We start from the raw sequence: 13371 nt of genomic DNA, 5'->3' as shown, positions 1-13371 counted from the left end.
CAAAAGTCAAAAGTCAAAAGTCAAAACCAAGAACAACTAACCACGATTTATTACAAATGACATAGGGCGAAGCCCTTCCCGTAGGGTATGACAAATGACAAATGACGATGAGTGAATTACTACGACAAGTACGGGTTATCGATCCGGTGACGGGGAGCGATCGCCAAGCATGTGACGTGTTAATTGTAGATGGCGCGATCGCGGCAATAGCGCCACAATTGACCGATTATCCAGCTGATACTCAAGTTAATGACTGTCAAGGCTCGATCTTAGGCACGGGGCTGGTAGATCTCTACAGCCATTCGGGAGAACCAGGGTTTGAAGAACGAGAGACGCTGGCAACTCTTGCAGCAGCTGCTGCTGCTGGCGGCTTCACGCGCGTTAATTTGTTACCCGATACCGTTCCGCCTGTGGATAACTCGGCTGTGGTGTCTAGGCTACTGGGAAAAGGACAAGGGGGACAAGGGGGACAAGGAAGAACTGAGAAATTTGCTCCCTTGTCTTCCCCCTCTCCCTTGTCTCCTCAGCTCCCTCAGCTCCCTCAGCTCCCCCAGCTCTCTTTTTGGGGTGCGCTCACAACCGGAGTCCAGGGACAGCAAATGACGGAGTTAGCAGAATTGGGAGCGGCGGGAATTGTGGGTTTTGCTGACGGTCAGCCAATTGAAAATTGGGGGCTGTTGCGGCGGATGTTGGAATATCTCAAACCTTTAGATAAGCCAGTAGCGCTCTGCGCTTGTCACCGTGGTCTGGTTGGCAATGGAGTGGTGCGAGAGGGTGTTTACTCTATGCGATCTGGCTTACCAGGAAACCCCGCGATCGCCGAAACAACTGCTCTGGCTGCTCTGCTAGAATTAGTTGCCGCGATTGGTACTCCCGTGCATCTGATGCGGGTTTCTACTGCCCGTAGCGTTGAGTTAATCGCAACGGCAAAAGCACGCGGTTTACCAATTACCGCTAGTACGACTTGGATGCATCTATTGCTCGATACCAAAGCCTTGAGCAGTTACAATCCTGCTTTACGGGTAGAACCACCTTTAGGCAATCCTGAAGATGTTGTAGCCCTACGCCAAGGCGTGCGGACGGGGGTTATAGACGCGATCGCGATCGACCACACGCCCTATACCTATGAAGAAAAAACGGTTGCCTTTGCGGAAGCACCTGCTGGGGCAATTGGCTTAGAACTCGCTTTACCCTTACTCTGGCAAAATCTCGTAGCAACTGGAGAATTTTCCGCCTTAGAGTTATGGCAAGCCTTAAGTCACCGTCCATCTGAGTGCTTGCAACAGAATGTAAATGCGATCGCTCCCAACTCGCCAGCGGAATTGATTCTCTTCGACCCCCAACACACTTGGACTGTGACGCAGCAGACTTTAAAATCTCGCTCTCACAATACCCCTTGGTTGGGTCAACAAGTCAACGGTCGCGTTGTCAAAATCTGGCTGTAGAGTCTAATTTAATTCAACTCTCCAATTCGGTTGAGAGGCCAAAACCGGACAATTGCCCGACCAATGATATTATCTCTAGGGACAAATCCCCAAAAATGACTGTCATAACTGTTGTTGCGGTTATCACCTAAAACTAGGTAAGAATTCGGTGGTACGGTGACAGGTCCGTACTGGTACTGTGGCGGAGCTTCAATATACTTTTCCTGTAAGGGGCGATCGTTGATATAGACCCGCTCTCCTTTAACTTCTACTTTATCCCCTGGCAGTCCAACAATGCGTTTAATAAAAGCGTCTTTCAGGTTAGGATTATCTTTTTTAATTGTCTCTGTAGGTGAAAATACTACAATATCGCCCCGTTCCGGCTCGACAAAATGATAACTGACTTTGTCCACAATCAGCTTGTCATACTTTTGGAGTGTCGGAACCATTGATTCCGAGGGAATCCAGCGGGCTTCTGCCACAAAGGTACGAATACCCAAAGCCAAAATTACACTCAAGATAATTGTTCTGCCTAGTTCTCCAATCCACGAACCTTCGTTGTCTTGAGGAGAATTCTGCTCTGGCACTTGATTTTGGACTCGCGACATAGATGCTAAATCTTGTGTTTAGGGGGTAGTAGGTAAAAAAACGTAACTTGGTGAAAAATGTTGCTTGTTAATCGGATCTATAGAAATTGTATTCTCTCTATTATCAGTTATCAGTGGCTAGTGGCTAGTGGCTAGTGGCTAGTGGGGTGTGGGGTGTGGGGTGTAGGGTGTAGGGTGTAGGGTGTAGGGTGTAGGGTGTGGAGATTGTAAATTTCTTTCTCCCTTGTCTCCCTTGTCTCCCAACTTCCGACTTACCACTTCTATATGTCATCTACTTCTAGCTTACTCATTCGCCACGCTCGTATCCTGTTGCCCTCTGGAGAATTTCTCTTGGGAGATGTTCTGACTCGCGATCGCCAGATCGTTGAAATTGCCCCAAATATTCCCACTCCCAGCGACGCAGCCGTGACGGAAATTGACGCAACGGGTTTAACTTTGCTACCAGGGGCGATCGATCCGCAAGTCCACTTTCGCGAACCAGGACTGGAACATAAAGAAGATTTATTCACCGCTAGCTGTGCTTGTGCTAAGGGTGGAGTGACTTCATTTTTGGAGATGCCTAACACTCGTCCGCTGACGACGACTCAACAAACGCTAGATGACAAGCTACAACGAGCTGCGCAAAAGTGTGTAGTCAATTATGGCTTTTTTATCGGAGCAACTGCTGAAAATCTCCCCGACTTGCTGACTGCCCACCCCACACCAGGGATCAAGATTTTTATGGGTTCGATGCACGGGGCATTATTGGTAGATGGAGAAGCGTATTTAGAAGCAATTTTTGCACGGGGCGATCGCTTAATTGCCGTTCATGCTGAAGATCAAGCCCGCATTAACCAAAGACGACAGGAATTTGCTGGCATTCACGATCCGGCAATTCACTCGCAAATTCAAGATAATCAAGCCGCGCTTCTAGCGACACAATTAGCGCTCAAACTGTCGAAAAAGTACCAACGTCGCCTGCATATTCTCCATATGTCTACAGCAGAAGAAGCGGAGTTATTGCGGCAAGACAAACCGAGTTGGGTAACGGCGGAAGTTACACCCCAGCACTTGTTACTTAATACCAGTGCTTACGAAACAATCGGGACTTGGGCGCAGATGAATCCACCCCTGCGATCGCCTCACGACAATGAAGTTCTCTGGCAAGCTTTACTCGATGGTGTCATCGATTTTATCGCCACAGACCATGCGCCACACACCTTAGAAGAGAAAGCCCAGCAATATCCCAATACACCTTCTGGTATGCCAGGGGTAGAAACATCTTTGCCTCTCATGCTGACACAGGCAATGCAAGGGCGCTGTACCGTCGCCCAGGTATCTCATTGGATGTCTACAGCTGTAGCCAAAGCTTACGAAATACCTAATAAAGGGGCGATCGCCCCAGGTTATGATGCCGATCTCGTCCTCGTCGATTTGAATAACTACCATCCCGTCAGACGAGAAGAATTACAGACAAAATGTGGCTGGAGTCCCTTTGAAGGTTGGAATTTAACTGGTTGGGCTGCCTACACCATTGTCGGCGGTCAACTCGTCTACGATCGCGGCAAGTTAAATACTCAAGTTAGAGGGCAAGCTTTGAGTTTTGGCGAGTAATTGTTGACAGTTATCAGTGAAGAAAGGGTGTGGGGTGTGGGGTGTGGGGTGTGGGGTGTGGTGAATTAATTGCGAATTGCGAATTGTCTTGCTCCCGAGCGCAACCTTGCGCTTCCTCAGCTCCCTCAGCTCTCTTCCTCCCTGCTCCCTAACAACAACTTCAGCAAATTTACGGATATATTTTTTAAATAGCTAAATATTAATAAATTCTAAAACTCATATCAAATAAGATAATACCGCAAACCTACGGAGGACTTAAAAATAGGAAATGTTAGGAGTTCACGACATCAGTAAATTTACGGTGGTAGCCCTATAGAACTTTATGATTTCCTAAGAATGTTATTCACCTCGACGGGTTAACAATCCTCATTGGTAGCAGACGATCGCTTTTTAAATTTACTTTTTTAAATTGAAATTATTGAAGGCGATAACTGGGTTGAAATTACACTTAGCCGTGCTGCAATTATGGGGTTTGGAAACTTCTTTAGTCAAGCTTTTAAGGGTTAGCAAAGTCAAACCCATGAGACTACGCCAAAAAATACTGCCAATTGTCGGAACTACTATAGTTAGCCTGGTTACAGTTCTTTACACTACCTCGGCTACCGTTTTACTTGGTAGCTTTATCCAGTTAGAGCAACAGGAGACTCGCGCTCGGGTTGAGTGAGTCCAAAAAGCTTTGGATGAAGAAATTTTTCGAGTCAATCTGATTGCTACAGATTGGGCTGAATGGGACGAAACTTACGTGTTCTTTGACAACTCGAATCAAAGCTATATTGACAATAATGTAGATAATCTTAGTCTCACTAACGTCCAGCTAAACTTAGTAGCTTTTGTCAATTCATCGGGGGAAATTGTTTACGGAAAATTTTCCGAGCCGACCTGTCAAAAATGCTTACCCGTTGGTAGCGATCTTCAGCAACATTTGGCTAGCAAGGAACTGTTGCGGGGAGATAATGCGATCGCCGGATTAATTCTGCTTCAACGTACCCCAATATTAATTGCTGTCAGACCGATTCGCAAAACAGATCGGAGCAAATTGAGTCATGGAGTCTTAATTCTCGGTCGCTATCTCAACCGCGATGCGATCGCTCGCATATCCGAACGCACTCATCTCGATTTTGCTCTACAGGCAGTTAATGACGATCGCCTACCTGCCGATCTCCAAGCAGCAAGGACTGCTTTATTGCAGCAGCAAGTTTTGGTGCGTCCTCTCAACGAAGAAACTATTGCTGGATATACTCTGATTAGGGATATTTACGGGCAACCTGCTGTCATTGTGAGCGTTAAAATGCCCAGAAATATCTACCATCAAGGACAAGCTAGCATTCGCTACTTATTTTTATGCTTATTGGTCGTTAGTGTAAGCGTGAGCGCGATCGTGCTACTGCTACTCGATCGATTAGTGTTTTCAAGGCTTTCTAGCCTCAGCAGCAATGTTCGCAGTCTCAGCACGGGAGATGCAGTATCCCAAAATATAGCAGCAAATAAAGATGAACTATCAAGCTTAGCAGATGCAATTAATCATATGCTGCAAGCCTTAGCAGATTCTCAATATCAACAACGAGCGAGGGAAGAACGCTATTACAAATACAGCAAGATTTTAACCGAGCTAGCTAAGCGACAAACGGCAGAAAATAGCGACCTCAACGCTCGTTTACGTGAAATTACGGCAGCAGCAGCCGATACTCTAGAGGTGGAGTATGCCAGCGTGTGGGTGTATAGTCCTGGAGGCAGAAAATTACAGTGTGCGGCTCTATATCAATGCAGTACTGCTGCGTATACAACAGGGATGGAGTGGCAAGCGTCAGATTATCCTGGTTACTTTAAAGCCTTGCGTCAAGAGCGAGCATTAGCAACAGCAGATGTACGCACCGAACCCAAAACCAAAAAAATGGCAGAGCGATTTTTGGTAAAACTTGGAATTGGCGCAATGGTGAACGCACCAATTTACCTCAATGGTAGGATTGTAGGTATTGTCTGCCACGGACACAAGAAAACATCACGCCAATGGTTAATTGAAGAACAAAATTTTACAGCTTCGATCGCGAATTTAGTTGCTTTGGCATTATCAGCTTGGGAACGACAACGATCGCAAGTTGCCTTACAGTCAGCCTACGACGAAGTAGAAAATAAAATTCGCGAACGGACTGGAGAATTGGCAGAAGTCAATCAGCAACTCCGCGCCGAAATTCTCGCGTGTCACATCACTGAGAAAAAACTGATGCATCAGGCTTCGCACGATCCTTTAACTGGATTGGCTAACCGTACTTTATTTATGCAACGTTTAGATAGCGCGATCGATCGCAGTCAACAAGAACATTCTTTATTAGCTGTTTTATTTGTTGATTTAGATCGGTTTAAATCAGTTAACGATACTCTAGGACATGCAATTGGCGATCGCTTGTTAATTGCAATTTCACATCGTCTGCAAGCTTGTCTGCGCCCAGACGACTTAGTAGCCAGGTTAGGAGGAGACGAATTTACTATCTTACTAGAAAATATTAAAAATACGAATGATGCCGTACATGTTGCCGAGCGCATTCAACGAGAATTAAATTTACCTTTTCACTTCGGCGGACATACGATCGATACTAGCGCTAGTATTGGCGTTGCCTTTAATCTTACAGGTTACGAACGACCGGAAGATTTGTTACACAAGGCTGACCTCACTATGTATCGGGCAAAAACTACTGGTAAAGGACGTTATGAAATTTGCGATCGCAATCCAGTCGAACAGTCGGCGCGGCGATAATTTATTTCTCTACTCCCGATAATGCAACCCTGATTCCTAAAGCAATTAAAACTGCTCCCATTGCCTTTTCTAAATAATGGGTAACTGAAAGTAATTTTTCTTTAAGTATGGGGTGAGACATGACGAGCGCTACTGATGTATACCAAGTAAAAGTCATTATTCCCATTTGCAAGCCGTACCAAATTTGAACGGGTATAGGTGTAAGCGGGTTGATAACTTGAGTAAATAAACTTAAAAAAAATAAAGTCACTTTAGGATTGAGAATATTGTTAACAAAACCCATTCTAACGGCTGCTAGCTTACTAAGATCTTGACTAGTCTGCGAGCGTCTAGACTGCCGATCTAGTTGCCGTTGTGGTTTCGCTATTAATGATTTATAACCAAGGTAAATTAGATAAGCAGCACCTAAATACTTAATCAAAGCAAATAAAACAATCGATCGCGAGATAATAAAACCAATCCCAATTAAAGAATAACTAGCATGAACCAAAATTCCCAAAGTTAAACCGAGAGCAGAATAAATTCCCGTTCGCCGCGAATAAACTAAACTATTACGACAAATCACCACAAAATCTGCTCCAGGTGCAATAATCACTAGAAATTGTAAAACGGCTACGGCGATTAATTCAGGTAATAAAGGCATAATCTAATTGAAAGTTTCCAATACAGGTAAGTTCAACTATGCGATCGCGATCGCCTCGATGCATCAGTCGAATCAGGAGATAATCTAACGGCTTGTAATCTAACTTTTCTGCCCATTCAATTGCCACAATTCCAGGGGCAAACTCTATTCCTTCCCAATAAATTTCTGGTTGTAATTCTGTAATTTCTGTTGGTTCTAAACGATACAAATCGAAATGATATAAAGGTATCCGACCTTCTAAATACTCGCTAATTAACGTAAAAGTAGGACTCTGGATTGGCTCGTGAATCCCCAAACCCGCACCAATCCCCTGTACCAAAGTCGTTTTCCCACTACCTAGATCGCCTTCTAACAAAATCGTACTACCAGCAGGCAAACAGCGCCCTAAATTAACACCAAGCGATCGCGTTGCTGCTGCATTTGTTAACGAAAGTACAATTGTCTCTCTCATGATTTGAATGAGTAGTTATCAGTTATCAGTTATCAGTTACTACTGGTTAGTCATAACTTCTGTCTCCTGACTCCTGACTTTTGACTTTTGACTTTTAACTTTTGACTTTTAACCTCATCCTCTCATCTTACTCGCCCGACTGTACCAGCGAAATAGGACTCCTGCCAAGCGTTGCGGGTTGTGACGTACTAAACCTTGTTCGTCTTCATCCATCACGTTAGCAAGGATAATTCGTCGCTTTAACTGTGCTACTTCTTCGCGATCGAGAAAGACAGGATGAGAATTTTCTTGAGCGTAGCGGATTAAGCTAGTTTCTGAAGGAGATTGCTTTTGTACGAGTACAGCACTAAATAAATGTCGCCCGCAAGCGCGATCGATCGCGCGAATGTGATCTGCAACAGAATAACCTTGAGTTTCACCTGGTTGAGTCATGATATTGCAGACGTAGATACAGGGAATCGGAGGATTGCCTTTTTGACACCGTTTGGCGATCGCGGCGGCGATTTCTGGTACTAACAAATTAGGAATGATACTAGTGTAAAGACTGCCAGGACCAATAACAATAAAGTCTGCTTCCTCGATCGCTTGCAAGGCTTTGGGTAGTGCTGGGGGATTGGTAGGAGTGCAACCGAGTCTGATAATACTACCCTTAGCATGAGTGATATTAGACTCCCCTTCTATCCGGCGACCGTCCGCTAATTCTGCCCACAAACGCATATCGCTGAGAGTTGCTGGCAACACTTGACCTCTGACAGCAAGAACCTTGGAACTTGCCGCGATCGCCTGTTCCAAATCTCCAGTAATATCGCTCATAGCGGTCAAAAATAAATTGCCAAAACTGTGTCCGACTAATCCATCTCCAGCTTTGAAGCGATACTGAAATAGTTCTGTCAATAATTTTTCTTCTGATGCTAGCGCTGCTAGGCAACTACGAATATCTCCTGGGGGTAAAACGCCGATTTCGCGACGCAACCTTCCAGAGGAACCGCCATCGTCCGCTACGGTGACAACAGCAGTAATGTTAGCACTGTATGTTTTCAATCCCCGTAATAGCGTTGATAGTCCCGTACCACCACCCACAACCACAATTTTTGGTCCTCGGTTTAAGCGGCGATAGTTCAACAGTAAATCGATCAGTTCTTCATCGCCATCCGTGCGGAATACCTCAGTAATTGAACCTACGGTTCGAGATTGCCCCCAGAGAATTAACAAAAAGCCCAATAACAAAACTAAAGGACCGCTAATATAGCTAGGTAAAATAGTTGTAACTTTATTGAGAAACCCTTCAACTAATTGAATTGCATAAAAAATTGGTGTTAGTTTAATCCAGATTGCCAAACCTAAACCAACAAAACACACTCCACTAGCACTAATTAATAACCAGCGCTTGATTGATAAACCAGGAGATAACCACTTAAACCATTGGTTGACACGATAGGGAGTGACAGCGCGGGAGTCCTGCCGAAAATACTTGAGAATTCGTTTAGGAGTATTAAAAGGCATAACTGGATACGTGGCAGGTGGACATAACGCAGGTGAATCTGATGCAGGTAGATATGACAATGTATATCAGACGATCGACCAACTAGAAACTAAGTCACTTTAGAGAACTTGCAAAAGAGAACTTGCGGAACAATGATAGCAATCTAGACATGGGAACGAGGTAAAAGGGTTCAGTGGGATCGAAACAACAAATTGAACAACGGCTGGAAAAACGCCTAGAAAAACGGATTCTGGGATTAGATCCCGGGCTAGCAATTTTAGGCTTCGGTGCTATTTGTACGCCAGTAGGAGATCCGATCGCAACAGCAACTTCATTAAAGTCTGCCCCAATTCCGACCCAAGCGATCGCCACTTCGGTCAAGTTGCTAGACTTTGGCATAATTCAAACTGCTGCTAAAAACGAGATCGGCAGCCGACTTTGTACGATTTATGAAGATTTACATACCATACTTCAAGAATGGCAACCGGACTTAGTAGCAATTGAAAAGCTGTTCTTTTACCGCATGGCTAGTACTATTTCCGTAGCTCAAGCACGGGGAGTTTTAATGCTTGTCCTAGCCCAGCACAACATCCCCTACATCGAGTTTACTCCCGCCCAAATTAAGCAAGCGCTGACGGGGTGGGGCAATGCCGATAAACGCGATGTCCAACTCGCAGTAGCCCGCGAATTAAATCTAGACTACATCCCTCAGCCAGACGACGCTGCTGATGCTTTAGCAGTAGCCTTAACTGCATGGTTTCAAGTCTAGGGAGCAGTTACCAGTTATCAGTGACTAGTGACCAGTGACCAGTGACCAGCAACCATTAACCGTCAACTATCAACTACCAATTACCAATTACCAATTCCAAATGACAAATAACAAACTGTCTACTGTCAGAAAAACAAAAGTTGTTGCTCGGTAAGATATTCCTATACACGCTCTTGTCTTATGGTTTCACTCGCTCGTAAAAACCTGCTGGAAGATATTCCTCGCTTTTTGGTAGCGCAAGCAGGAATTATGTTCGCCGTGAGCCTGGTAACTATTCAAACAGGTATCTTCAATGGATTTACGCGATCGGCAGCACAGTTAATATATAATGCCAATGCTGATATTTGGGTAACTTCTGATACATTAGTCCAGCCAGAACTCAGCTTGCCGCTACCAGCAACAACATTAGACCAAGCTCAGGAGGTAGCAGGAGTAGCACGCGCTGAAGCACTGATTTTTAAGAGTGCTGTTTGGCGACATTCCAGCAGCGATATCAATTTGGTACGGGTGATTGGTTTCGATCCGCAAGGACAACTATTTAACCCCAACAATTTGATCCAGGGTAGTAGGCAAGCTTTGCAACAACCTTACACAGCGATCGCAGATACTAGCACGTTGCGATCGCTAAACGTGAGCAAAGTTGGCGACATAGCAGAACTCGGTTCTCTACCAGTGCGTTTGGTAGGCTTGACTCAAGGTAATCGCTCGATTACTTCTAATCCTTTTGTTTTCACGTCTTTAGAGAATGCCAATGCTTATGCAACTGGTGGTCAGAATGCTAGGTTGTCCTGTAAGTTGCAGACTGGTTCAGAAGACATTCAATGTACGAGTATACCGACAAATCAGAAACAGAGTCCTCAAGCTAAACCACGTCAGCTAGCAGCTTCAGATACGATTTCTTTCATTTTAATTCGCGCTCAATCTGGGCAAGACCTGCAACAGCTCAAGCAGAGATTAGAAACAGCTATTCCCAATACCACTGCATATACTCAAGCTGAGTTGATTAAGAAAACGCAGCAGTTCTGGCAGCGCCGAACGGGGGTGGGTTTTATTTTGGGGTTGGGTGCAACTGTAGGCATTATCGTAGGGGGCATCATTGTGGGTCAAATTCTCTATTCTTCCGTCTCTGACCATTTGCGCGAGTTTGGCACGCTTAAAGCAATGGGGGCATCCGATTGGACTATATATGGCGTAATTATCGAACAATCGCTTTGGATGGCGGTTTTGGGCTATATCCCAGGTATAGTTCTTTGCTTTGGAGTCGGTGCATGGACTTTTGCGACGCAGGGTATCACGATCTTGATTACCCCTGCTACGGCGATCGCCGTGTTTGGCATTACGGTAGCAATTTGTGTCGGTTCGGCAATCTTTGCCATTCAAAAAGTAACGCGGGTCGATCCGGCAATCGTCTTTAAGGCATAATTTCCTTCTTCCCAGGGAGAGAAAAAAACTATTTACAATATCTATATACAACTTCATAAATGCTTCATTTATTCCGAAAGCTATATAGGGAGAAATAAATAAGGTAAGTAGAATACATTCATGCATTACAAAGTTTAATATTTTTCCTGGCTACTCCAAATTTTCGTGAAGTTAAAACCATATCGATTCAATATTTGCAATAATGACAGCCTCTTTAATCAATTTCGCCACTGCAATTAAGCCTTCAATCAAGCACCGCAAAAGATCGGCGGAATCGAACTGTGGTGCAAATATCCCAGAATCGTCAGCCATTGTCGCTAAAGGGATAGAAATGGCATTTCAGTCAGGACAACAGCAGTATCCCGTGCTGAAGGGGATCGATCTCGAAATTCGAGCTGGTGATATTCAATTACTTATGGGACCATCCGGTTCGGGTAAGACAACCTTACTCTCAATTTTGGCAGGATTGCTTACGCCAACAGAAGGATGCGTTTACTTGCTTGGCAAAGAGATTACTAGAATGTCTCGGGAAAAGCTGGCGAAATTTAGATTACATAATATTGGTTTTATCTTCCAAGGTTTTAACTTATTTCCGGCGCTAACGGCAGCAGAAAATGTCGAGTTAGTGCTGAACTATAAGGGGATTAATGGTGCGATCGCCCAAAAACAAGCACGAACTTTGCTAGAACAAGTAGGATTAGGGGCGCAGGTGAATCAAAAACCTAGCGATCTATCCGGCGGACAAAAACAGCGAGTCGCGATCGCCCGTGCTTTGGCTGGTAATCCCAAGTTGATTATGGCAGACGAACCCACAGCAGCTTTAGATTCTCAAAGCGGTCACAACGTAATTCAGTTACTTCGCAATTTGGCAAAAGAGCAAGGTTGCACTGTTTTGATGGTGACGCACGACCCCAGAATTATTGACGTTGCCGATCGCGTCAGCTATTTAGAAGATGGGATGTTGACGCAGAAGTAGGAATCGTAGGGTGTGTTAGATAACGCACCCCAATAAAAATTTCGATTTGGGCAGGGGCGCACAACTGTGCGCCCCTACAAGCGTTATACCGATGATTGCGTTAGTTCTTTCACAATTTGACGCAATACTTCTTCCACCGATCGCGGTTGCCAGCCTAACTCTTTTCTTGCCTTTGTCGCATCAACCCGCACGCAGCGATCGTACACGTAATGAACTCGTTCGCGGCTGAGGGGAGGTTGCCATTTTAGCAGTCTGCCAATTGGATCGAGAACATTACCGACAAGCTTTACAAGAGATTTAGGTGCTTCCTTGGGAACGGGAATTCCTGACTCTTGGGAGATAATTTGAAACATTTCCTTCGTAGGCAAATCTCCGGCAGAGATAATGAAATGTTCGCCAGTTTTGCCTTTTTCAGCAGCTAAAAGCATCGCTTCTACTAAGTCATCGACGTGAACGATACCCGTAATGCGATCGCCCCCCGCCCATAATTTCAGTCCGCCTTTAAGAAATTGTTTCAGTACGGGTCCGAAATGGGGATCGTCAGAGCCAAAAATACCCGAAGGCATGACACTAACTACAGGTAAACCTTGGGCAGCAAATTGGTCGGCTAACTTTTGTGCTTTGTATTTAGTCACGTCATAAGCAGAGGAAAAGTCAGTTTGAGTGCGATTAAAAGTTTCATCAATCACTTTTCCCTGGGTATCGCCGTAAATTCCTACAGTGCTACAGTAAACGACTTTTCCTACTTTCAATTCTTGGGCAACATCTAAGACAGCGTGGGTTCCTTCTACGTTGACCCGTTCCATCTTAGCTGCATCGACTATGCCTAATTCCACATAAGCCGCCGTGTGAAACACCACGTCTACACCAGCCATAGCAGCGCGCAGAGCATGGCGATCGCTAATATCGCCGTAAACTAGCTCTATGGGGCAGTCAGCCAGACGGGAAAGATTGCTAGACTTGCGTATCAAACCAACAACAGTATCTCCTCGTTGGGTTAAAGCACGGACTAAATGAGAACCTGTAAAACCGTTAGCGCCAGTAACTAGTGCTTTCATGAAGGGTGTGGGTAATTGGTAGTTGGTAGTTGGTAGTTAGTAGTTGACGGTTAATGGTAGTTGGTAGTTGGTTGTTATTCTCCCTTGTCCCCCTTGTCCCCCTTGTCCCCCTTGTCCCCCTGCGCCCCCTAATCCCCACTCCCTTCGGTCGTGGGGAAGAGCGAGTTCCCCCTTGTCCCCCTTGTCCCCCTT

The 13371-nt window shown here is 45.1% G+C and carries 12 protein-coding genes; 6 read left to right on the top strand and 6 right to left on the bottom strand.

Annotated elements, in window-relative coordinates:
* Positions 1-101 precede the first annotated feature (101 nt).
* Entirely contained in the window at positions 102-1445 is a 1344-nt protein-coding gene (locus tag DSM107010_RS07335) for a dihydroorotase (protein WP_106170402.1), read from the top strand.
* A gap of 8 nt (positions 1446-1453) precedes the next feature.
* On the opposite strand, the gene lepB is transcribed toward DSM107010_RS07335, so the two are convergent.
* A complete protein-coding gene (gene lepB / locus DSM107010_RS07330) occupies positions 1454-2032 on the bottom strand; it encodes a signal peptidase I (protein ID WP_015157258.1) in 579 nt (192 codons plus the stop codon).
* A gap of 124 nt (positions 2033-2156) precedes the next feature.
* Positions 2157-2303, bottom strand: a complete 147-nt coding sequence (locus DSM107010_RS38225; protein WP_158631747.1) for a hypothetical protein — start codon at positions 2301-2303, stop codon at positions 2157-2159.
* Between DSM107010_RS38225 and DSM107010_RS07325 the strand changes: the two genes are divergently transcribed.
* Positions 2297-3625: a dihydroorotase gene (locus DSM107010_RS07325; protein ID WP_127022670.1), complete on the top strand. Its 1329-nt coding sequence runs from the start codon at positions 2297-2299 to the stop codon at positions 3623-3625. The genes DSM107010_RS38225 and DSM107010_RS07325 overlap by 7 nt on opposite strands.
* A gap of 676 nt (positions 3626-4301) precedes the next feature.
* Positions 4302-6377, top strand: a complete 2076-nt coding sequence (locus tag DSM107010_RS07320) for a diguanylate cyclase domain-containing protein (RefSeq protein WP_106168584.1) — start codon at positions 4302-4304, stop codon at positions 6375-6377.
* Between the two features lies 1 nt (position 6378).
* On the opposite strand, the gene DSM107010_RS07315 is transcribed toward DSM107010_RS07320, so the two are convergent.
* From DSM107010_RS07315 to DSM107010_RS07305, 3 genes are all read right to left on the bottom strand, one after another.
* Positions 6379-7020 carry a LysE family transporter gene (locus DSM107010_RS07315; protein ID WP_106168585.1) on the bottom strand — a complete coding sequence of 214 codons (642 nt, stop codon included), beginning with the start codon at positions 7018-7020 and terminating at the stop codon, positions 6379-6381.
* Positions 7004-7471 (bottom strand): bifunctional alanine racemase/tRNA (adenosine(37)-N6)-threonylcarbamoyltransferase complex ATPase subunit type 1 TsaE, encoded by a 468-nt coding sequence (locus tag DSM107010_RS07310; RefSeq protein ID WP_015157254.1) that lies wholly within the window; start codon positions 7469-7471, stop codon positions 7004-7006. Before DSM107010_RS07310 ends, DSM107010_RS07315 begins: the two co-directional genes overlap by 17 nt.
* Before the next feature lie 114 nt (positions 7472-7585).
* Positions 7586-8974, bottom strand: coding sequence for a gluconeogenesis factor YvcK family protein (locus DSM107010_RS07305; protein ID WP_015157253.1), 1389 nt, complete (start codon positions 8972-8974; stop codon positions 7586-7588).
* 203 nt (positions 8975-9177) lie between these two features.
* Here DSM107010_RS07305 and ruvC point away from each other — a divergent pair, with 203 nt between their 5' ends.
* The 3 genes from ruvC (at position 9178) to DSM107010_RS07290 (ending at position 12121) form a co-directional block, all read left to right on the top strand.
* The gene (ruvC, locus tag DSM107010_RS07300; RefSeq protein ID WP_041463549.1) at positions 9178-9723 is read left to right on the top strand and encodes a crossover junction endodeoxyribonuclease RuvC; all 546 of its coding nucleotides are present in this window, start codon (positions 9178-9180) and stop codon (positions 9721-9723) included.
* Between the two features lie 180 nt (positions 9724-9903).
* Positions 9904-11145: an FtsX-like permease family protein gene (locus tag DSM107010_RS07295; RefSeq protein WP_106168586.1), complete on the top strand. Its 1242-nt coding sequence runs from the start codon at positions 9904-9906 to the stop codon at positions 11143-11145.
* Between the two features lie 202 nt (positions 11146-11347).
* Positions 11348-12121 (top strand): ABC transporter ATP-binding protein, encoded by a 774-nt coding sequence (locus DSM107010_RS07290; protein ID WP_015157250.1) that lies wholly within the window; start codon positions 11348-11350, stop codon positions 12119-12121.
* Positions 12122-12204: 83 nt separating this feature from the next.
* Here DSM107010_RS07290 and DSM107010_RS07285 read toward each other — a convergent pair whose 3' ends face one another.
* Positions 12205-13179, bottom strand: coding sequence for an NAD-dependent epimerase/dehydratase family protein (locus DSM107010_RS07285; protein ID WP_015157249.1), 975 nt, complete (start codon positions 13177-13179; stop codon positions 12205-12207).
* Positions 13180-13371: the final 192 nt, after the last annotated feature.

It is taken from the genome of Chroococcidiopsis cubana SAG 39.79, from assembly GCF_003991895.1.
Taxonomy (GTDB): domain Bacteria; phylum Cyanobacteriota; class Cyanobacteriia; order Cyanobacteriales; family Chroococcidiopsidaceae; genus Chroococcidiopsis; species Chroococcidiopsis thermalis.
The sequence above is the reverse complement of the archived record's forward strand: the minus strand, read 5'-3'. Positions and strand labels throughout refer to the sequence as shown.

What these genes read in the sequence shown, in the direction of transcription:
- DSM107010_RS07325 (WP_127022670.1), top strand. Translation starts at nt 2,297, where the DNA reads ATGTCATCTACTTCTAGCTTACTCATTCGCCACGCTCGTATCCTGTTG.
- DSM107010_RS38225 (WP_158631747.1), bottom strand. Translation starts at nt 2,303, where the DNA reads ATGACATATAGAAGTGGTAAGTCGGAAGTTGGGAGACAAGGGAGACAA.
- DSM107010_RS07285 (WP_015157249.1), bottom strand. Translation starts at nt 13,179, where the DNA reads ATGAAAGCACTAGTTACTGGCGCTAACGGTTTTACAGGTTCTCATTTA.
- DSM107010_RS07305 (WP_015157253.1), bottom strand. Translation starts at nt 8,974, where the DNA reads ATGCCTTTTAATACTCCTAAACGAATTCTCAAGTATTTTCGGCAGGAC.
- lepB (WP_015157258.1), bottom strand. Translation starts at nt 2,032, where the DNA reads ATGTCGCGAGTCCAAAATCAAGTGCCAGAGCAGAATTCTCCTCAAGAC.
- DSM107010_RS07290 (WP_015157250.1), top strand. Translation starts at nt 11,348, where the DNA reads ATGACAGCCTCTTTAATCAATTTCGCCACTGCAATTAAGCCTTCAATC.
- DSM107010_RS07310 (WP_015157254.1), bottom strand. Translation starts at nt 7,471, where the DNA reads ATGAGAGAGACAATTGTACTTTCGTTAACAAATGCAGCAGCAACGCGA.
- DSM107010_RS07295 (WP_106168586.1), top strand. Translation starts at nt 9,904, where the DNA reads ATGGTTTCACTCGCTCGTAAAAACCTGCTGGAAGATATTCCTCGCTTT.
- DSM107010_RS07335 (WP_106170402.1), top strand. Translation starts at nt 102, where the DNA reads ATGACGATGAGTGAATTACTACGACAAGTACGGGTTATCGATCCGGTG.
- DSM107010_RS07315 (WP_106168585.1), bottom strand. Translation starts at nt 7,020, where the DNA reads ATGCCTTTATTACCTGAATTAATCGCCGTAGCCGTTTTACAATTTCTA.